This window comes from Methylomusa anaerophila (assembly GCF_003966895.1).
In the GTDB taxonomy this organism is placed as follows: Bacteria; Bacillota; Negativicutes; order Sporomusales; family Sporomusaceae; genus Methylomusa; species Methylomusa anaerophila.
This window is the reverse complement of sequence record NZ_AP018449.1, coordinates 2,693,579-2,713,174: the sequence shown is the minus strand read 5'-3', so window position 1 is coordinate 2,713,174 and position 19,596 is coordinate 2,693,579. Positions and strand designations below refer to the sequence as shown.

General features: G+C 43.9%; 20 protein-coding genes and 1 pseudogene. 8 read left to right on the top strand and 13 right to left on the bottom strand.

The window, feature by feature from the left end; all coding sequences use genetic code 11:
• Positions 1-59 precede the first annotated feature (59 nt).
• The 6 genes from MAMMFC1_RS12295 to MAMMFC1_RS12270 form a co-directional block, all read right to left on the bottom strand.
• Complete coding sequence (locus MAMMFC1_RS12295; RefSeq protein ID WP_126308787.1) at positions 60-1,439, bottom strand: methyltransferase MtaB domain-containing protein; 1,380 nt, start codon at positions 1,437-1,439, stop codon at positions 60-62.
• Between the two features lie 55 nt (positions 1,440-1,494).
• Positions 1,495-2,133, bottom strand: coding sequence for a corrinoid protein (locus tag MAMMFC1_RS12290; RefSeq protein WP_126308786.1), 639 nt, complete (start codon positions 2,131-2,133; stop codon positions 1,495-1,497).
• Between the two features lie 333 nt (positions 2,134-2,466).
• On the bottom strand, positions 2,467-3,171 hold the full coding sequence (locus MAMMFC1_RS12285) for a corrinoid protein (protein WP_197723813.1): 705 nt from the start codon (positions 3,169-3,171) through the stop codon (positions 2,467-2,469).
• 15 nt (positions 3,172-3,186) lie between these two features.
• The gene (locus MAMMFC1_RS12280) at positions 3,187-4,461 is read right to left on the bottom strand and encodes a PocR ligand-binding domain-containing protein (RefSeq protein ID WP_126308784.1); all 1,275 of its coding nucleotides are present in this window, start codon (positions 4,459-4,461) and stop codon (positions 3,187-3,189) included.
• Between the two features lie 66 nt (positions 4,462-4,527).
• On the bottom strand, positions 4,528-6,312 hold the full coding sequence (locus tag MAMMFC1_RS12275) for an ASKHA domain-containing protein (RefSeq protein ID WP_197723812.1): 1,785 nt from the start codon (positions 6,310-6,312) through the stop codon (positions 4,528-4,530).
• A 31-nt stretch (positions 6,313-6,343) separates the two neighbouring features.
• Positions 6,344-7,021, bottom strand: a complete 678-nt coding sequence (locus MAMMFC1_RS12270; RefSeq protein ID WP_126308782.1) for a DUF1638 domain-containing protein — start codon at positions 7,019-7,021, stop codon at positions 6,344-6,346.
• A 702-nt stretch (positions 7,022-7,723) separates the two neighbouring features.
• Here MAMMFC1_RS12270 and MAMMFC1_RS12265 point away from each other — a divergent pair.
• Both MAMMFC1_RS12265 and MAMMFC1_RS12260 read left to right on the top strand, forming a co-directional pair.
• The gene (locus MAMMFC1_RS12265) at positions 7,724-7,924 is read left to right on the top strand and encodes a hypothetical protein (RefSeq protein WP_197723811.1); all 201 of its coding nucleotides are present in this window, start codon (positions 7,724-7,726) and stop codon (positions 7,922-7,924) included.
• 14 nt (positions 7,925-7,938) lie between these two features.
• Positions 7,939-8,250: a spore coat protein gene (locus MAMMFC1_RS12260; RefSeq protein WP_126308781.1), complete on the top strand. Its 312-nt coding sequence runs from the start codon at positions 7,939-7,941 to the stop codon at positions 8,248-8,250.
• 71 nt (positions 8,251-8,321) lie between these two features.
• Here the strand turns inward: MAMMFC1_RS12260 and MAMMFC1_RS12255 are convergent, their stop codons facing one another.
• From MAMMFC1_RS12255 to MAMMFC1_RS12240, 5 genes and pseudogenes are all read right to left on the bottom strand, one after another.
• On the bottom strand, positions 8,322-9,299 hold the full coding sequence (locus MAMMFC1_RS12255; protein ID WP_232035434.1) for a protein kinase domain-containing protein: 978 nt from the start codon (positions 9,297-9,299) through the stop codon (positions 8,322-8,324).
• A 53-nt stretch (positions 9,300-9,352) separates the two neighbouring features.
• A pseudogene (locus tag MAMMFC1_RS22925) lies at positions 9,353-9,430 on the bottom strand (zinc-ribbon domain-containing protein); the annotation flags it as partial.
• Between the two features lie 424 nt (positions 9,431-9,854).
• Positions 9,855-11,087: an ankyrin repeat domain-containing protein gene (locus tag MAMMFC1_RS12245; protein ID WP_158618747.1), complete on the bottom strand. Its 1,233-nt coding sequence runs from the start codon at positions 11,085-11,087 to the stop codon at positions 9,855-9,857.
• Positions 11,088-11,444: 357 nt separating this feature from the next.
• On the bottom strand, positions 11,445-11,573 hold the full coding sequence (locus MAMMFC1_RS22920; protein WP_408631247.1) for a hypothetical protein: 129 nt from the start codon (positions 11,571-11,573) through the stop codon (positions 11,445-11,447).
• 224 nt (positions 11,574-11,797) lie between these two features.
• Complete coding sequence (locus tag MAMMFC1_RS12240; protein ID WP_126308777.1) at positions 11,798-12,769, bottom strand: metal ABC transporter substrate-binding protein; 972 nt, start codon at positions 12,767-12,769, stop codon at positions 11,798-11,800.
• A 166-nt stretch (positions 12,770-12,935) separates the two neighbouring features.
• Between MAMMFC1_RS12240 and MAMMFC1_RS12235 the strand changes: the two genes are divergently transcribed.
• The 3 genes from MAMMFC1_RS12235 to MAMMFC1_RS12225 all read left to right on the top strand — a co-directional run bounded on the left by MAMMFC1_RS12235 (position 12,936) and on the right by MAMMFC1_RS12225 (position 15,030).
• Complete coding sequence (locus tag MAMMFC1_RS12235; protein WP_126308776.1) at positions 12,936-13,604, top strand: metal ABC transporter ATP-binding protein; 669 nt, start codon at positions 12,936-12,938, stop codon at positions 13,602-13,604.
• On the top strand, positions 13,601-14,407 hold the full coding sequence (locus MAMMFC1_RS12230; RefSeq protein ID WP_197723810.1) for a metal ABC transporter permease: 807 nt from the start codon (positions 13,601-13,603) through the stop codon (positions 14,405-14,407). Before MAMMFC1_RS12235 ends, MAMMFC1_RS12230 begins: the two co-directional genes overlap by 4 nt.
• Positions 14,408-14,616: 209 nt before the next feature.
• Positions 14,617-15,030, top strand: a complete 414-nt coding sequence (locus MAMMFC1_RS12225) for a Fur family transcriptional regulator (protein ID WP_174234374.1) — start codon at positions 14,617-14,619, stop codon at positions 15,028-15,030.
• A 566-nt stretch (positions 15,031-15,596) separates the two neighbouring features.
• On the opposite strand, the gene MAMMFC1_RS12220 is transcribed toward MAMMFC1_RS12225, so the two are convergent.
• Complete coding sequence (locus MAMMFC1_RS12220) at positions 15,597-15,878, bottom strand: metal-sensing transcriptional repressor (protein WP_232035433.1); 282 nt, start codon at positions 15,876-15,878, stop codon at positions 15,597-15,599.
• Positions 15,879-16,224: 346 nt separating this feature from the next.
• Between MAMMFC1_RS12220 and MAMMFC1_RS12215 the strand changes: the two genes are divergently transcribed.
• The 3 genes from MAMMFC1_RS12215 to MAMMFC1_RS12205 are packed head-to-tail and all read left to right on the top strand — an operon-like array spanning position 16,225 to position 17,315.
• A complete protein-coding gene (locus tag MAMMFC1_RS12215) occupies positions 16,225-16,611 on the top strand; it encodes a helix-turn-helix domain-containing protein (RefSeq protein ID WP_126308773.1) in 387 nt (128 codons plus the stop codon).
• Between the two features lie 13 nt (positions 16,612-16,624).
• Positions 16,625-17,104, top strand: a complete 480-nt coding sequence (locus tag MAMMFC1_RS12210; protein WP_197723809.1) for a PIN domain-containing protein — start codon at positions 16,625-16,627, stop codon at positions 17,102-17,104.
• 1 nt (position 17,105) lies between these two features.
• A complete protein-coding gene (locus MAMMFC1_RS12205) occupies positions 17,106-17,315 on the top strand; it encodes a hypothetical protein (RefSeq protein WP_126308772.1) in 210 nt (69 codons plus the stop codon).
• Between the two features lie 404 nt (positions 17,316-17,719).
• On the opposite strand, the gene MAMMFC1_RS12200 is transcribed toward MAMMFC1_RS12205, so the two are convergent.
• On the bottom strand, positions 17,720-19,444 hold the full coding sequence (locus tag MAMMFC1_RS12200) for an SWIM zinc finger family protein (protein WP_126310593.1): 1,725 nt from the start codon (positions 19,442-19,444) through the stop codon (positions 17,720-17,722).
• Positions 19,445-19,596: the final 152 nt, after the last annotated feature.

The window sequence follows — 19,596 nt, the reverse complement described above, 5'->3', positions numbered from 1 at the left end:
GATTCGTGCGCCTCCTTGTTAATGGGTTTCACGCTGGTCCCAGTGGTAATTAATTTAGATTACTTAAGCTCGTATTCGGAAGGAATAAATTTATCCAACTCCAACTCGCCTTTGATTTCATGCCAGAATTTCTCTTCATCATCAGGAATAGCTTCCACTTGATTGTCCATAATATCCAACCAGGGTTTTTCCCGCTCGGCAATGATGATTTCGTTGTTGTCCACTGCTTTTCTGATCTTATCAATGGCCAGTTTAGCGCCAGCTTTGGTTCTCAGGAAAGGAGTCTTGGCTTTGATCAGGTCTTTACTGATGTCAAGAACTACATCAGGACGCAAAACATAAGCTTGGGGATCCCATTTGGAATCGGAATCGGCCAGTAAATCCCGGAAAGTAACGCCATATCCTTTTTCTTTGGCCAAATTCATTAACCGGCAGTCATAAATTAACTGTTCAATAGACACAACGGGCGCTATATCCGACAAAAGACGAACATTCGTTACCGACTCGTTGCTCCACAGATCGGCGACAGCAGCAGCTATATTGCCGACAGCGCTTAAATGGGCACACGCCGCTGACTTTCCTTCCATAGCAATTGGTGAACCGGTAATGGCTTTGCAATAAACGCCTTCATAGCCGCAGTCCTTATTCGGGCCGACAGCGCCTGCTTCATAAGCAGCGAGGGTTCTAGCCACAGATGCCACCCGTACGACGGCAGCAAATACATTCGGGATAAAGCCTTTATGGGCCAATACCATGGCGGTATTAGCAAAACCGCAGGCAGTATCGCCGGCTGCCTGGGCTCCATTTGCGTTAGAGATTTCAACGATCTTCTCCCAGATGAACTTCATATCACGAGTACCCATTATTCCCAATGCAAAAATGACTTTGGTCAAGTCGGCATTAACAAGGGCCTCGTCATGCACTTCTTTACCACCGGTAGTCTCAATGGCGATAAAATCGGCTCCGCCTTTAGCAGATCCTTCAATCGTCCTGAGAAGGTTTTGGTAGATTTCACCACTGCGCTGAACGGGAGGACGTTTGAATTCCCGCACGTCGCCGGGCGTACTGCGCAGTGCGCCTTTCAAACCATATTTCGCATGATATTCAGCTATGGCATTGACCAGGATGTTGTTGACTTCAATTCCCCATTCAGGTACAAGGGTCATCTCCGGCAACATTTCGAATTCCACTACAAGTCCGGGTGCATGCAACTCAACAGCCCGTTTTAAGACTCCGTCAATCATTTCGCTGTAGATTTGTTTAATTTCCGGCATGTTAGCAGCAGTAACTTCCATGGGGGGCAGAGTGAAATTAAGTTCCGGGTAAATTGCGCCACCGCCGATAACCAGTCCATGTTTGGTTTTGACAGGATTGGGTGCACTCCCATATACAAAATCATTAAGCGAATTATAAGCTAATTTATCGAAAGTTTTAGCCATTTGCCTTTACCTCCTTAATAAATTAAATAAGATTTATTTAAGATTTATTTAAGATTTATTTTTTCTGGGCCAGTATCTTTTTGGCAACATCGACCGCCACAACGGCATCATCAGCATAATAATCCGCTTTAATGCTCTTGGCATAGGATTCGCTAACAGGAGCTCCGCCGATCACAAACGTAAATTGGTCCCGTACACCGGCTTTCTCGAATTCTTTGACAACACTTTCCATATAAGGCATTGTTGTGGTAAGCAGGGCGGAGAGACAAACCAGATCGGCCTGAACCTCTTTGGCTTTAGCCAAAAAGGCTTCGGCAGTTACGTCAATGCCCAAATCATACATTTCAATGCCTGCGCCTTTTAACATCATGCGCACGAGGTTTTTCCCAATATCATGCAAATCGCCTTTAACAGTACCAATAACTGCCTTACCAATAGGTTTAACCCCGGTAGAAGTTAAAATAGGTTCCAATACTTGCATCCCTGCATTCATTGCTTTTGCCGACATTAACATTTCCGGTACATACACTTCGTTATTTTTGAACTTTTCCCCTACTACACTCATGGCGTCAATCAATCCGGTATTTAATATTTCTGACGGAGAAACCTTCTGCGCCAAAGCTTCATTCACTATTTCTTTTACCTTTGCGGCATTTCCTTTTTGTACAGCAAGCGAAAGTTGATTTAAATCCATTTTTTCTTCCTCCTCATGTTTTTCTTCTTCTTTTTACCTTTATTACTCTGCCATTGCCCATATTACATCCTCTTGGATCGGTGCATCTACCTCCTTCCGACTTTACAATAAATTGATTGATTGTTAAAGCTTCTATAGTATTACCTTTGACTGGTTTAATTATAGCATTGCTATTGTTTTGAAAATTCGATACATTTCTATCCTTTTGAGTGCATTCCGTGCATAGTCGACATTGTGAAACAAAAAACAAATTAAATTCTTCAGTCATGGATTACGCCGGTTAAAAGTCCACTATTTGTAATACAAATTCTTAACCAAGAACTATGTGTAGAACTATTGTGATATCTTTTCAAGCGTCGCGGAGTTTGCAATGTTTTCCCATACGGCCAGTTTCCGCCGCAACACAATTTTGTCTAAATTATTTTCCAGAAAGCTTTTGGCATCCATGGCGCATTTAAAGTAGCAATCGGCGCCAATTGCCCGTGCAAACGTTTCATCCACCGGCGCACCGCCTATGGCGACGATTACTCCTTTGCGCATACCCGTATCCTCCAAAGCGTCAATAACTTTTTTCATCACCGGCATAGTAGTGGTCAACAATGCGGCCATCATCAATATCTCCGCTTTTGTTTTGTCGACAGCCTGGATAAATTTTTTCGGCGTAACATCAATCCCTAAATCGACAATGTGGGCACCGGTGCTCATCAGCATTAGTTTTACTAAATTTTTTCCAATATCGTGCAGGTCTCCCGCTACCGTACCGATCACAATATTACCGGCCTGCCGTTTTACTTTGTATTTCAGTTGCGGCTCCAATACTGCCAGTCCGGCGTGCATTGCCCGGGAAGACATTAACACTTCCGGTACGATGACCCGGCGGTGCCTAAATTTGTCCGCAACCTTGTCCATACCGAGTATCAGCCCTTTTTGCAAAACAGCCAGGGCTGGATACCCCTGCGACAAAGCTTTGCAGCAAAGCTCCATCACGGCTTCCGCCTCACCGTTCTTGACTTTTTCAACAATTTCAGTGTAAATCAACGACATCCCTCCCCGTCAAACCAAGCTGTTGCGATAAACCAGCGGCGCAACACCAATGTATTTGCTGAATACTTTCGCAAAATAACTCTGGCTTTGAATGCCGACCGCTTGAGAAACCTGGGCAACACTGAGCTCCGGTTTTTTCATAAGTTCAACGGCTTGTTCCACTCGCACCCTGGTAATATAGTCATTAACCGTACAGTTGAGTTCCCGCCGAAATAAACGCGACAGGTGGGATGGGCTAATGAACAGCTGTGCCGCCACATCGTCAATTTTAATAGGCCGTGAATAATTTTCCCGGATAAAGCCTTTGGCCTCATTGACCAAGCCATTGTGTTTCTTATCCTCCAGCGACAGGCTTTGAACCAAAAACATGCTAACGAGCTTCTGCATGTGGGAAAAATATTCTTCCATCTGCCGGCAGTCATTGATCTTCCCATTGAACTGATGCAGCATTACCATCACACATTCCGCTTTGGCGCCACCTTCCACAGCAGCCCGGGAAACCAAAGCCGCCAATTCGCTAATCCGCATTTTGATGATCTCCTGATCGCCGGCGGTCTTAATGAACAACTGTGTCAGTAACGTTTGCAGGCTCTTTTCGGCCCGGGGTTTATCGCCTAGCCGAATGTAGCGGAGAAAGGTTCGTTCCTGATGAAGGTATGCGCCATAGTCGTTACTACCTTTTGCTGCGGGTATCTGCCGTGTTTTGCGGTCCTCCAACGCATTACGGATTTGCTGCTGCATTTTATATGTCTCAACTTTTTCCAAAACATACGAGTCGCGTTGCATCAACTGATTGACGGCGGCATATAAGACGTCGGCCGCAGCCTGGAAACGTTCGGGAGCAACGATATTCATCCGGGCCACTTTTCTTTCCATTTCGGCAAAATCTTCCACTTCCGGATTCAATTGGCGCAGTTCCTGATAAAAATACCGGTCCGGTTTCCATAACAGCACCTGGCTGCAGATGATACTTCCCAATGAAATACCACGCAGGCTGATGGGCACAACCCAGATGACCATTCCGGCACGGCAGCGAAAGAAATAAGGCTCTTCCCAGCCGGCGGCTTCCAAAGTAGCCTGTTTATAGGAGGCCCGGCATTTTGCCACACCGGCGGGCTTACTGCGGATATAGCGGCAAAACTCACAGCGCTCGGCTGTATTAAATAGGCCGGAGGATTCCCCATTTTTATTTACGATTACCACATGTAAGCCGGTGGCCTTGGAGAAGTTCTCCAGTATTTCCTGGAGAACTTGGAGATCAACCAAGTTTCTGTCAATAATCATCGGTGATCATCACCTCAAATCCGTTGCATCCTCCTTTAGTTTTGCGCAGCGCATAGGAATAATAGATTAGATTTTATATGGTTCAATGTACATGCTCTCCATGAAATACTGGCTAAAGATGCTGCTTCCGCCCAATTCCACATGAACGATGTTGCTTGCCTGCTGCCGCAGGACATTAAAAGCTCTTTGATCCAGCAGCGCTTTGACTGCCCCGGCATGGGCGGCATTGCCTGCTGTCTTTAGTTTGTGCGGACTCATTTGCGGAATCAATCCAATTTCCATTGTGCTTATGAGATTAAGATGGGCGGCAAAGGTTCCGGCCAGTACGATGCTTTCAAGATCCCCCACAGTTAATCCCGCAATATCCAACAAGGTCCGGATACCTGCACAAACCGCCCCTTTGGCTAGTTGCAGCTGACTGATGTCCCGCTGGGTTAAAACGATGTCATCGCCGGCGGAACTGTAGAATAAAACAAACTCCCGGCCGTGCTGCCCATCACGGATGCGGTCTTTAAGTCCATAAACCAAGTCGGCTTGTGCCTCCGGATCCTCCGGGTCAATAATGGTTCCCTGTTGAGTAATGATGCCGGCCCGGCGCATTTGCTGTATAGCTTCAATAAGCCCCGATCCACAGATACCCGAAGCCTCCCCACCGCCAATGACGGTAACCGTCAGCCCTTGTTCGTCTATCGTCACCCGTTCGATGGCCCCGGGCTGAGCCCTCATGCCGTAAGTAATTCCCGCCCCTTCAAAGGCGGGACCCGCGGCGGTGGAGCAAGCCCACATCCGGGAGCCGTCTTGAAGATATAATTCACAGTTGGTACCGATATCAATAAGCAAGTGGCATCCTGTCGCCAAAAGATCCTCTGCTCCCCAAATAGCCCCCAGAGTATCCGCGCCAACAAAACCCGCTATATTGGGGAGTAATAACACCTTGGCTTGCGGCTGCAGTTCAAGCTTTGTCTCGGCGGCATTTAGCTCCAGGTAATCGTTGCGCACCGAAACAAAAGGAGAAAGAGCCAAATAGGAGACATCAAGGCCAAGAAACAGGTGATGCATCGTAGTATTGCCGACTATAACCGCCTTTAAAATATCCCGGCTGTCAATTTCCGCCGCTGTACACAGTTTAGCCAGCAACCCGTTAATGGTATCAATAACCGCTTGACGCAACGAAGCGCGGTTGTCCGGGCTGCTATTGGAAAATTCAATGCGGGAAATGACGTCGGCGCCAAAACGAGTCTGGCCATTTTCTGCCGCTGCCAGACGCACTATCTGACCGGTAGTCAGGTCATAAAGAGCAACGGCAATATTGGTTGTGCCGATATCAATAGCTACGCCGTAAACCGGCACAGTCCCCTTTCCCCGGACAGCCAACACTTCATTGTTCCACAAAGCAACGGTAACCGAAAAATTTTCTTGTCGCAGCAGCGGCGCCAGTGTTTGCAATAACGGCAAACTAATCGCCGGTTGGGTAAGTGAACAAGCTTCCTGCAATTTATGGGACAATCTGTCCCAGTCACCCCGCTCATCCTCGAGAGACGGCAGGTCCACATCAATTTCTTCCAGTCGTAAACCAGAATGCTGGCCGCATATTTGCGGGGCGAATAAGAGCCCCTCCTTCCGGTCGACACTGCCGGTCGGCCCGCAGATAATCTCCATATCCTCACAGGGCTGGACCTGACAGGCTAAACGAATTCCGCCGGCAAGCTCTCCGGCACTCAGTTTCTGGTACTCGATCTCCAACGGTTCCGGCGCTCCCCGCACGATTCTGACCTTGCATTTCCCGCACGTGCCCCGCCCATTGCAGATGTTAGGCACGCTTATCTGGTGATGGCGAAGCAGGGATGCCATCAAGCTTTCCCCTTCCTCTGCAGTCAGTGGTTTAGAATTGACTTTGATATTCAGAACTATTCCCCTCCTCTAATTTTACAGGTTTGCCGGGAGGAACCCAGATAATATCCGGATGCTGCTTTCCGCCGACAACGGCCGTTAATAAGCCTAAGTCCCCCTCTACCTCCGTGACCGACCAGTCAAAGAAGTCGGCAATGTTTTTTACCTTCTGTCGGCATTCTTCGATTTTTCCCCCGCCGCAGGTGCGGATCAACACCGCCCCCCGATATGTTCCATAGAGAGTCCGAATTAAGTATCCCGCATCGGCTGTTCCGTATTTGTCCACATATTCGCAGTATTCGGCATAAGGATCCCGTCCGTATTCCAGCCATCCCTGACTGAAATAATAAACTGCCGGATTACGCGCGGACAGTTGCTGCCGCCGCAGATCCGACCCCAACAATAAGCTGATGCAGTCGTGTACAGCAGGCAACACCATCGGGATTCCGGCGGAAACTAACCCTGCCACCGCGCGGGAACACCGCCCGTAAAGCAGAATGATCAAATCGTATGCCTGACTCGCATCAATTCGACGCTGTAGCTCGTTGTGCAATTCGTCGGGGAAGGCATGCAAGGAAAAGTCCAAAAACTCACAATCCACATTAGAGGGAAGTTCCATCGCCATCACTTCATTCCTGGTGGAAGGACAGCCAATTAACTTGATTCGCACTTACGTTCCCCCACTCCCAAACAAGTAAAACTTTTCAGTATATTAAATCTATTATCTTTATAATATTACAATTGCAAATTTTTAGTCAAGCTTCATGGCAAAAATTTATCGGGAGCATACCAGGCACCCCAGCTTCGTTTGGCCGTGCCGAAAGCATGTTCAATTATCATCTGCCGTTTTTTCTATTTTTCCTATCGTATCTAAAAAATACTATCTACTGCATGGGAGCAGTACTATCTCATTCTAACAGTAATGGTGCGAAAAGACAATACCGCTCTGTATAAGTCAAGCAGGTATCCTGTTCCTCTTGATACGTTTCGCTACGAAAAACCACTTTATATTGATTCAATGTTCTTTCAGAGATCAGTTGGCAGTTCCTCGACTCATTTTGACTCACCTTCACCGATTTTCTTTGCTAAAATCAAATTCGGTTCCATATATTTTTATTTCCCATAAACATAGAAAACTCCTGCCAAATTCATAATAGAATTTAGCAGAAGTTTTTTATCATGCATCCGGAAGAGAGACTTTCAAGTATATTCCTTCTTTTTATGTTCAAGTTACCATCCTGTGCGCCGAAAATCGGAGAAATATTTCTGAAACAGTCCTTTTTTTAGGATTTACCGCGTATAAACTACAAAAGAGTATACAAGCTATACTTAATAGTATGCAACTACATTTTCGCACATAGGAGGACTTGATATGAATTTGACCACAAAAGAACTACTGTATCTTGAAGACCTTGGCAAATTGTTCGAATCCATAAATCAAACCTGCATCCATAGAGCGCAAAATACAGATGACCAGCAGCTAAAGGCAGTGCTGCAAGGACTCTCCCAGGACCACCAGCAATGGGTACAAATACTGTCAAACATCGTAATTAACAACAAACAAATACAATAGGAGGTTAATCTAACATGGCACAGCAAACTCAGCAATCAAAGCGCGACATGGAACGGATCGGGGCGCTGCTTTATCAATTGAAGACAGAAGCAACAACACTCTGCACTGCAATATTAGAAAGCACCAATAATAATGTACGCTCACAATTAACCCAAATACTAAACAAAAGCTTCCAAAACCAAAAAATCGTATTTGACTGTATGAATCAAAAAGGCTGGTACAAAGTAGAACCGGCTCCCCAAGACCAATATACCCGCATTCAGCAGAGTTTCACCACCCTGCAGCAGCAAGTGCAAGGTCAATCAAAAAATTATCTGCAGCAATAGACAAAAAGACCGCGCTGAAACTTTTTACGTTTCAACACGGTCTCTTTCTTATTTTTGCAAGCGATTGACCTCTAAATTGAGCGCAAATATTTCATTGCTTCAGAACAGGACGCAAACACGCCCTCGACCCCTAGCAACTTCCGAATGTATAATATAAATGGCCGCGAAACCGGTATTTTCTGTTCCCAGGAGGTTCCCTCGTCCCCAATTGCCGAATTAGTAAAAAGATCAACTGCGACCACTCCGGCCCCGAACAAATCGCTCTGTAGCGAAAAACCGTTTCGATTTTCAACATAAGAGAGTGAATCATCCACGTCCGTTCTAGCCATCTGGCATTGGACCAACAACTCCATATCACTGCAATTTTGTATGCGGTATGCCAGACCGAAATCAATAAGAACCAGGCGCCCGTCGATCATGATTAAGTTAGATAACCGCAAGTCCCGGTGAATGACGGCAGGTTTCCCCGCAGTCGGCGTGTGAAGAAACTCCAGGATCAACAGTAATTTTAAGATAATTTCTCTTACTTCCTCTTCCTGGTAGCGGTAATCACTGCTAATTGCCATTGCCAGTGTGTCGCCGGGCATATATTCTTCTACTAAGCAAAATAAGCCTTCGTACTGGAAAAAGTCAACGTACCCTGGAATTTCTGGATGACGGATGCACTTAAGCACCTCCGCCTCCCGGCGGCACAAATCGGCGGCCGCGCAAGGAGGTTGGCGTATCTGCCGCAAGTATTGTTGGGAACAAACCTTCATGGCGTAATAACGGCCCGCTTTTATGACTTTTACCACCATTCCGTAACTTCCGCCACCTAGCAGCGCCTCAACATGATACCCGTTGATTGGCGATAAGGACTTCAGGAGGAAAAAAAATTGCCAAGCAAGCCTTTCTTCCGTCTTTGGTGATGCCCCGATGAACCGGAATGATAGTCCCGACGACCGGGCGGATATGTGGGAGGATATTGATTGTATTGCGGATTCTGCGGGTGTTGCGACGGCTGGGAAGGGGTTGACTGTGCAGCCTGTCCCTTCGCAGCCAAACCACAATACGGGCAGGTGACCCACTCAGGTTGCAAACTTTTCCCGCATCCGGCGCAGGATGTGTTCACTTTATTACCGCAATGCGGACAAAATTTAAATTCGTCTTGGATTTGTTTGCTGCAAACAGGACATTGCATGGGAAATCTCCTCCTTCTTAAGATAATGTACATTTATTAGATAATGTACACATTTATTAATATTTTAATTCCTGAACGATTATTTGGCAAGCATATTCCATACGGGAAACTGCCATCCGGAGTTTGATGCATTGCATGCGGCGATACCGGCAACAAAAACCCGCGAAATTCGCGGGTTTTCTTGTCCGGAGGCGGGCGCTATGCGTCACGACAATGTTTGGCAACTCTTGTATTCTCTGCTCCAGGCAGCAGCAATACGCCGAGTTGGGCGTCATGATTAAGCATTTTCCACCAGCCTCCCTATTTAGTTGTAATGAACGAGGTATCCCCGTCCCGCTTCAAATTATACTCCCCAGAGCGGGATGGGGCAACAGCATACTAATAAAAATAAAGGGAAAAACGAACTGCGCCTGCTAACAGCATTTTAATGCGGTGTTAGCGGCAATAATAAATCAATTAATTCTTTATTATTTTTTTCAATTGCAATTATTAATGCCGTCTTTCCATCCTTGTTTTTCCTAGTAGGGTCGGCTCCTGCTTCGAGCAGTATTTTGGCGCTTGCCAATTTATTATTCGCTGCTGCCGTCATTAAATGAGTTGTTCCATCGCTTTGGGTAAAATTGACATCAGCACCTTGGGCAATCAGGTATTGTAGAATGTCTGTATTTTTGTGGAATAAAGCATAAAATAGTGGTGTTTTTTTGTACGGTGGGTCATAAGCATTAATATCGGCACCGGCATTAATCAGTATTTTAACCAGATCAATATTGTTTGCCCGCACAGCTATCATTAGTGGTGTTTCAAAATATCCATTAAGATATCCATATGGTTCTATATGTACATTTACATCAGCGCCATGATCAATCAAATAATTAATCATTTCTATATTATTTTTTTCCATGGCCATAATCAGCACTGTATTGTAGTACGATCCAAATATGTTTACATTTGCGCCACCTTCAACCGCCATTTTAACTGTTGACATATCATTATTACTAACGCCATTTATGAGCAGTTTATTCATGGTAACATTACCAACATCAGGACTTACCGGCTTAATTTTGCCCACCCGTCTGACGTTCGTTGTCCCCCCTGTATTGACAACACCAAAACCTTCCGGCAGCAATTTCTGCGCTGACGCCCGCGCCGGGTCGTCGGAAGGAGCGGATCGGAAATAGGCTTTAAAATCTTCCAGTGCTTTGTCATTCATTCCTTTGAAATAATAGGCATTTCCACGAAGAATGTAAGCAATGTAATAGTCTGGCCTTAATTCCAGGGCCGTATTGCAATCAGTTATCGCCTTATCAAACATCCCTTTCATGAGGAATTTATTACCGCGGGAAAAATATATCCGCGGGCTGTTAGATCCAAGGGAAATCGCCTGATTATAATCGGCAATGGCTTTGTCCGTGTTACCCTGAGCGGTAAATATATCCCCGCGAATTTCATAGATTTTTACTGATTGTGGATCCAATTTCAGCCCCTGATCGCAGGCCTTTAACGCGCCGTTATAGTCCTTTTGCTGTAAATACTGCTTTGCTGTTGCCAGATAGTCTTCGACCGTTTGTTCTTCCGCAGCCTGCACCATATTATGGGGAACAACAAGCAAAACCAACAGAATAAAAAAGGTGGAAAAACCGGTAATTATTTTTTTCATGACAGCTACACTCCGTTTCCCGCTTTTTGATGATAACGACCTCTCAGCGCTTGTTTTAAAATACATAGTTAGAGAACGAATGTAACCTTTTCTAGCTAGCCGAATAGCGGCATAAGATACTTTATCTCCTACTTTGTCATGGATTGTAATCATTTTCGCGTCATGCTGCACGCAAAACACAAAAACCCCTAATTATAGCGGGTTTCTTCTTAAAACTATGTATTACTTTTGTTTGATATATTTCGATATGTTTTGATAATTTCCTTTACGTTATGATAAATTTAACCAAAACTTAATTAAGAGGACAGATGCCTCTGTCACTTCAACCCGGGGCAGGTTGAACATCTGCCAGTTCGACTAACGCATGCTCATTTTTACGCCAATATCAAGTGGCTTTCCATGAAAAAGGTTTGAAGTGGCAATCACATCTACCCCTGTTCCGGCATACTTCTCTATATTATTAACATTAATTCCGCTAGCGGCAATTAGCGAAAGAGATGCAAAAGGGCCTGAAATTCGTGTTTAGAACACCAAATTAGGCCCTTCCGCGCTTAATGATCTCTATTGCCTGTGTTTTTTCTGCCTTCAAGCAGCCCTCTTTTTCCAAAACCCTTATTATATTGTGGAGGCGGCTTTCAGCTTATCAAAGCACTCGCTGCATAATCCCCATTGGTGTGCCGCTTAGAAGTGACGATAGTAAAGTAAATCGCCTATTTGGTCAAGCTATCGTAAATCTTAGATAGGTTTCTCTCCATCCGCTCCAGATATGTCATATTATCCTCGGCGCTTTCAATCGTGTAGATGGTTTCTACTTTTGCGCCGACTTCATTGGCCAACGTTTGTGAGACCTTCGGGCTTGCCATTTCTTCGGCAAAAATGGTCGTTACGTTGTTTGCCCTGCAGTATTCTACGAGTTTGGCCAGTTGTTGCGCTGAAGGTTCTCCTTCCGCATAAATATCACTAACACTGTTTTGTTCCAAGCCAAAGTCACGGCAGAGATAACCAAAAGCGGCATGCCCTGTCACAAAGTTCTTTTTCGCCACGGACTGGAATTTACCGTTATATTCGTTATAAAGGTTTCCCAACTGAGAGATAAAATTATTGCCGTTCTGTTCGTAATAATCTTTATTAGATGGGTCTGCCTGGACAAGCGCATCCTTGATGTTTTTCACCTCAGTTTGTGCGCCTTTTAAGCTCAGCCACAGATGGGGATCATACTTCCCATGGTCATGCCCCTCTTTGTGATCCGCGCCTTCCTCATGATTTTCCGACGTCGTTTCTTTTGTGATAACATCGGCTCCCTTGGATGCGTCCACAACAATCAGATTGTTGTTATTTGCGGCTTGGATTGCTTCTTCTGCCCATGCTTCCATCCCGAGTCCGTTATAGACAAAAACCTTAGCGGCACTCAGACTTGCCAGATCCCGTGCCTTTGGTTCGAAATCGTGAGGTTCCGTTCCGGCAGGGATAATCACTGAAATTTCCACTTTGTCTTTTCCGACAGCTGCAACAAACTCCTTTATTGCATCAAAGGTGACAGACACTTTGATCTTTTCTTCCGCACCGCTCCCCGGTATATTGCTTCCTCCTCGCTTACTTGCCGAGTCCGAATTGCTACTGCACGCTGAAAAACTTACAATGGCAACCAGGCAGAGTAGCATAGCAACCCATCTTTTTAACATATTATCCGCCTCCAGAAATTATACTTGCAAATGCTTCCTATTTGCATCTATAATAGATGATAGCGTGCGAGGATATAATTGTCAAGTGCAAATGAAGCGCATTTGCATTTGACGCGCATTTGCAACAAAGAAGACTTATGGTTCGTATTCGGAAAGGGTGTTGTTCGTGATCAAGGCAGATAATTTATTTTTTTCCTATACAGGTTCGCCGCCGTATGTGCTGGACGGTATTAACTGGGAAATACGCAATGGCGAGTATGTATCGGTAGTAGGTGAAAACGGCAGTGGAAAGAGTACGCTGATGCGGTTGATATTAAAGTTCATAAAACCCACAAGCGGACGCATCGCAGTTCAGACAAAGAGGATCGGATATGTCCCGCAGAAAAATGATTTCTCAAATTCTAATTTTCCCATTACGGTCTATGAAGCACTGAATTCTTATCGCAAGTTATTGAAAATCAAAAGCAAAGATATAATTACGGACGCGCTTGAGCAGGTTGGAATGTCTGATTTTACAGACGTCTTGATGGGTACCCTATCTGGGGGGCAGAACCAAAAAATACTGATTGCGCGGGCACTATTGGGAAAACCGGATTTGCTTATTCTGGACGAACCTTCGACCGGAGTGGATATTAACGGCCAAAAAGAGATCTATGAGTTCTTGAAAAAAATAAACAAAGAAAACGGCATTACTGTTGTTTCCGTAGAACACAACCTGGATGCCGCAATTTCAAACTCAACCTTAATTTATCATCTGATGTGTGGGCAGGGACACCTCTGCACCCCTCGGCAATATGTAGACGAATTCTTGAAAAACAGGGGGGAAAAGCGATGACGATATTTAGTTATAGCTTTATGCAAAACGCAATTTTCGTTTCTATATTTATTTCGATTTTATGCCCTTGCATCGGTATCTTCTTGGTGCTCCGCCGTTATTCCATGATCGGGGACACATTATCCCATGCCTCGCTGGCCGGTGTCGCAATCGGGCTAATGTCAAATCAAAACCCCATACTTGGCGCATTTGTCTTTACATCTATCTGTGGTGCGCTGATTGAGTTTCTGCGCAGCTATTTCCAAAAGTACACCGACTTGATTCTCACTATTGTGCTCTCCCTGAGCGTGGGCACCGCGATCACCATAATCAGCTCCGGCAAGCTCCACGCAAATGCTGATTCCTTTTTGTTCGGCAGTATCCTTACCGTGACCCGGTTTGATATGATCATGGTGCTGGTCCTCAGTGCCATTTCCGTTTTGACGCTGATTTTTCTATACAATCAGATGATTTATATCGCCTATGACGAAGAGGCAGCCAAAGTAGCCGGCGTAAAAGTAGGATTAATCAATTATATTTTTTCCATCCTCGTGGCCTCTGCAATCTCTATATCTATAAAAATCGTTGGCGTGCTGGTACTCAGTTCCATGATTGCCCTCCCCGTCGCCACAGCGCTGCAGCTCGGAAAGGGATTCAAGCTAACCTTGATATTTTCAATCGTTTTCAGCATAATTGACATCATGCTCGGGCTGTTTATTTCGTATTATCTCGATGTAGCTCCCGGTGGATTTACCGCTCTGATTTCCGTTGCCGTCCTTGTCCTGGTTTTGCTCACAAAAAAGCTGCGCACCACCCGATGCTAATGACGCCCATATCCCAGCATCCTGCTAACACCCGCAAAAACTTGACTTTACAGGGTTCGCACTCTATAATAAGTTTAAATGCGAATAAAACGCATTTACGTGTCATATAAAAAGAATTTGAGAGCACGCTTTTTAGAAATACAGCAAATCCATGCCGAATACTGGAGATGCTGTACAGCCCTTGGTTAAAAAAGAATGAGGTGAATACAGTGAAAGAGAAACAGAATAGATGGCCTGCGGGAATAAAGAGAACGCGGCAGCGTGAAAGTGTGCTCTCAGTACTTGAAAATTCCGAAAAACCCTTAAGTGCTGCGGATATATGCTCTAAAATGGAGAAAAGCGGGGATGTGGCTTGGATGTCAACCGTCTACCGGATACTGGAGCTTTTCGTAAAAAAGGGCATGGTGATTAAAACCAATGTAATGAATAATGAAATGGCAGTGTATGAACTAAACCGTTTCAAGCATAAGCATTATGCTGTCTGCATGAACTGCCACAAAATCATAGCAATGGCTAATTGCCCGATGGAGAAGTTCATTCCGAAGCTTGAAGATGAAAATTTTCATGTAATGGGCCATAATCTGGAGGTATTTGGGTTTTGCGAGGATTGCAAGCCGACCTGAATCGAAGCTCTCTATCCCAAGAAAACGCTACCGTTGTTCTCTGGATTCCAATTATATGGGATCTGTTGCCGCGGGACAGAAATAGGATTATGCCTTAGGCAAGGGATGCAGATAATTTATAGATTAATGCAAATATTAATATTAAAAATGGATTGTCCAGCTTCTGAGATCAGAGGCTGGACTTTTTTATATTGTTCAGGACTGAATTCTACCGGATATTAACGAACAAAGCTATCTTGCCAACGCCACAGTGAAAGTATTATTTAAAATTTCTTTTAACGATAGTTATTCAACATATTCCCCGATGAACTTTCGTATCTTTTCAACTAAACTCTAATGGATCAATATTTTTGGAGTCCCTTATTCCTACTTGTCTTCTTTTCTGAATAAGTCCCTCCATCGCCTGAAAAATTTAGAAATCGGAGTCCAGAAAATAGGAACCAATGCCAGTAGCATAGGAATATAGTTTACAGCTACTCTAAAGACTGCGCCTGAGTGAGCGTAAGCAACGGATGGAGTGGCCAACAAGACTGCCAAAAATAGTACCGCTCTCATTAATCTCCCTCCTATCTGATATAACGGTCAAGAGCTTCCTGGAGCTTCTCCAGGAAATCCTCATGCCCGCCTTCGTTGACTGCGTGGACAAGGCAATGTTCCAGATGGTCCTTCAGAATTAACTTTGCGGTATTGTCAATGGCCTTCTGGATGGCGGCAATCTGGAGCAGAACCTCGGGACAATCCCGCCCATCTGCAACCATTTGCTTGACGGCTCTCACATGACCTTCGACCCTTGCGAGCCTATTTACAACCTGTTTCTGGTGTGCGTGAACATGGTTCTCCAAATTCATCCCTCCAGCAATATGATATCCCCCCCAGGGGGATATTGTCAAGGTACAAAAAAGAACTCTATTGTCATCATGACAGCAGAGTTCTTTTAACATCTATATCCCGTTAAGCCCAGTCACAATAGGGTTTAACGAGAGTACGGCCAAGGGTTCAGAAGACTGATCCGTGACCCTGCAAATCCACCCATTTTCAAAGACAGTTCTGTACAATCTGAGGGACACTTTTCGTGGCGCACACCTGTCCCCCTGTCCCTCTTTAACCTCATATTACGTTTAAGTCAATATATTTTTATTGTTTTCAATTGCAAATTGCGCTATACTGTGCTAATCTTTAATCAAGTGAAAGAAGGTGAATATCATAACGGACACAGATATTTATATTCAATTTGGCAAAAGGCTTGCTAATGTTCGTCAAGATAAAGGGCTATCACAAAACGAGTTTGCAAAGGTATTGGGCATACCTCAATCTACATATGCTGGTTATGAGGTTGGCAAGCGCAAAATTCCTTTGGAATTAATAGAAAGAGTTGCAAATGCTTTGGAGGTTTCTTCCACTTTTCTTATAGCAGGAAAGGATGTCTCGCCCCCTATAGCTGACCCTTATACCCCTCAAGAACAGACCATTATAAAAAAATACCGCACTCTAGATGAACGTGGTAAAAAAGCAGTCGATGATACACTTGAACGCGAGTATGAATTTGTTAAACCAAAGATATTGATAAAAGGGACGGTATAAGGGGGACGGTTGCGTGAATTTAATAGAAAAATATGCCAAACGAAAAGCGGAATCCAAAAAATTAAAAATTTATTTGGATAATTGTTGTTTTAACCGCCCTTTTGACAATCAGACTCAATTAAGAATCCATTTAGAAACCCAAGCAAAACTATATGTCCAAGATCAAATATTGAAGGGGGAATTTGATTTTGTTTGGTCATATGTTTTAGAATATGAAAATATGCAAAACCCTTTTGAAATCAGAAGAAATTCTATCATTCTTTGGAAAGATATTGCCGCTGAAACCATTATTGAATCCGAAGAAATTTTATTATTTGCTGAATCCTTAACAGTAAAAGGAATCAAAACAAAAGATGCTTTGCATATTTCTTGTGCTGTTGCATCAAAATGTGATTATTATCTTACTACGGATAGGAAACTATTAAATAAAGATATTTCTGAAATTGACGTAATAGATCCGATTGAATTCTTAACTAGGCTGGAGGTCGAATAAAATGAAAACGGATAGCGTTATCAAAAATGAAGGTATGAGTATTTTAATTAATAAACTCGGTAAAGTCGATGCAGAACGCTTCATTTCCTTAATCATTAAAGAACCTTTCGATTATACGAAATGGCAAGATAAACATTTTGACACTGATATAAGCGTTAGAGAATTTAGTAAAAATGCGATGAACGCAATTAGTAAACTGTATAATTCATAGCGGGCGTTAACTTCATCCCAAACACGCTCCCAAAATTCACAAGCCTCTTCATCCACGCTGCTTAGATATAGCGATATTATTGGGCGAAAGAAAAACTAACCTAAAACTTTATGAAGGAGTAGTGCTCGACTGACTGCGGCAAAATCCAGGTATGAGTGCGGCCCAAGTTTGTTTGACCAGCTGAAAGAGCATTATTCGGTTGAATCATCGGAGAGAACAGCAGGTGATTTATACAAACATTGAGTTTAGGGCAAGAATCAAATGAACATTGTTTGCGCCTTTCTTAATTAACGTTCGCGTTTGAGAAAGGCTTGTTTCCTATGCTTATTTTTTTTTACTTTGATCAAAAATTGTATTTAGGGCTTGACTTTAATTAGCTGGTCCCTGTTCTATTTAAAATGAGCCTATACCTTTGTCAATTCATCCCTGAACGCCGGTCTGTTTGCATATTTGATAGAAAACTTCTGTTTGATTTCCAACGCCTGATCTTTTCCCCCTGCTTTTTTCAAGTTCCGGATAATAGCGCAAACTCCTTGATAATCCCTTCTGTTGCCCGCCCTTGCTGCCACCTGTTCGATATATTTCAAAAACAAATCAAAAACCTCTTCCCTGAATTCAGGAACAAGGTGTTTATAATAGCTTTCAACTGCTGAGGGATTTTTTTTAACATACTCAAGGAGTTTTTTCTTTTCCCCTTCCTCGATAAGAATACGGGTATAAATGTCGCTATGAAATTTCTTTTGATCTTCCAGCCGGGAGATGATTTGAGGATATACAACAGCCCATTCTTCGTCATTATAGGTGCTTCTCAAATCCTTATAATATTCAAAGCTGCCAGCCAGAATAAAATCTGTTGCCAATCCACGCTGTTCATCAAGCTTCCCTAAAAGGTTATATGCTTTGTACCGGTACTCCCTCCAGTCATTCACAAGACCCGGCAAATCTTTGTCCTTTGCCTCTCCTTCAAGTGCAAGCTTGATTACCTGATCATAATCCTTGCTCTGCATCGCCCGTCCTATGGTCATTTTTCTGAAGCTGGAGAACTGGAGGTTTTGCTCTACAAAATCCAGCGCCGCCTTCTCGTCCTCATTCTGCAATATCATATTATATCTGATTTGAAATACTTTTTCATTGAAATAATTGACGCTCCAGGAATCCCCTTCTTCGTCATCCAGCATTGATTGCAGGCGATTTTCCAATCTGTTTCTTAAAGAAGGAATATCCGCCAGTGTCGAACAATTTTCCAACAGTTCCAGCTTCCAGTCAGACCATCCATCATACCGTTTATTGGCCGCTTCTTCCATAAGCTTGTTAAAGAAGCCTTCTTTAACGGCCGGATTGAATTCTTCCTCCTCAACCATTTCTTTTATAAAATCAAGGTTTTCCTCAATAGCCCCACCAACAATGCCATCAGAATCATCACAGTTTTCCAGCAGGTCCATCAGCTCATGTATTACACAAAGGGTAAGATCTAAAGCATGAAGGGTTTTCTTGTGTTCAAAGGCAGCCCGGGCCTTTTTTAATACCAAGTCCGCACCTCTTACGGCTTCATAAGTATCACCATAAGCAACGAAGCCATGCCGGTCGGAATTCTTATTGAAAAAAGTACGAATAAGCTCAATCGATTTTTTGATCTCCTCAGCATCATTTGTATCGCCAAAATTCAACTCAATCCGTTGTTTTATCTCATCGTACTCGGCTGCAATATCCAGCAAGAACCCAACCAGTTCTTCCTTTGTTCTTTGGGAAAGAATATCTTCAATACTGCGGGCCTTCCCTTGCGGGAGGACAAAAAATTTATTCCCCGGTCCCAAACTAATTTTACTTTTTAAATCATCGCTATCTTTTTGAGGATGATCCGCCTTCATATCCCTCAATGCAAAAAATACCGCCACCTGGTGCTTGCAATACTCTCCCATGTCATAAGGGCAGCCGCATTGGGTATCAATTATATTGGCTTCGCCATCCAGCTCAACGTTCACTAGATAAAGCTCTGTGCCTGCCACTTCCGCCTCATATATATTGTCATCCGTTTCCTTTATTGAGACCACACAGTTGTTTTCAAAATAGTCATATCCTCTTGCAAGAATTTTTCTATCGATATAGCTTTCAAAATCGTTAAGATTCATCAAGAAATCCTTCCTTCTTTTATCAAGCACTCTATGACCTTCTGGAATTCAGCCTGCACCTATCTGGAAATTTTTGGCTTGGTCAAATCCGGTGCCACAGAAATGGCACGTCACATGCAAAATAAAACCTCCACCTTAGACATAATATATTT

What these genes read in the sequence shown, in the direction of transcription:
- MAMMFC1_RS12295 (WP_126308787.1), bottom strand. Translation starts at nt 1,439, where the DNA reads ATGGCTAAAACTTTCGATAAATTAGCTTATAATTCGCTTAATGATTTT.
- MAMMFC1_RS12290 (WP_126308786.1), bottom strand. Translation starts at nt 2,133, where the DNA reads ATGGATTTAAATCAACTTTCGCTTGCTGTACAAAAAGGAAATGCCGCA.
- MAMMFC1_RS12280 (WP_126308784.1), bottom strand. Translation starts at nt 4,461, where the DNA reads ATGATTATTGACAGAAACTTGGTTGATCTCCAAGTTCTCCAGGAAATA.
- MAMMFC1_RS12275 (WP_197723812.1), bottom strand. Translation starts at nt 6,312, where the DNA reads ATGGCATCCCTGCTTCGCCATCACCAGATAAGCGTGCCTAACATCTGC.
- MAMMFC1_RS12265 (WP_197723811.1), top strand. Translation starts at nt 7,724, where the DNA reads ATGAATTTGACCACAAAAGAACTACTGTATCTTGAAGACCTTGGCAAA.
- MAMMFC1_RS12260 (WP_126308781.1), top strand. Translation starts at nt 7,939, where the DNA reads ATGGCACAGCAAACTCAGCAATCAAAGCGCGACATGGAACGGATCGGG.
- MAMMFC1_RS12245 (WP_158618747.1), bottom strand. Translation starts at nt 11,087, where the DNA reads ATGAAAAAAATAATTACCGGTTTTTCCACCTTTTTTATTCTGTTGGTT.
- MAMMFC1_RS12240 (WP_126308777.1), bottom strand. Translation starts at nt 12,769, where the DNA reads ATGTTAAAAAGATGGGTTGCTATGCTACTCTGCCTGGTTGCCATTGTA.
- MAMMFC1_RS12230 (WP_197723810.1), top strand. Translation starts at nt 13,601, where the DNA reads ATGACGATATTTAGTTATAGCTTTATGCAAAACGCAATTTTCGTTTCT.
- MAMMFC1_RS12220 (WP_232035433.1), bottom strand. Translation starts at nt 15,878, where the DNA reads ATGAATTTGGAGAACCATGTTCACGCACACCAGAAACAGGTTGTAAAT.
- MAMMFC1_RS12205 (WP_126308772.1), top strand. Translation starts at nt 17,106, where the DNA reads ATGAAAACGGATAGCGTTATCAAAAATGAAGGTATGAGTATTTTAATT.
- MAMMFC1_RS12200 (WP_126310593.1), bottom strand. Translation starts at nt 19,444, where the DNA reads ATGAATCTTAACGATTTTGAAAGCTATATCGATAGAAAAATTCTTGCA.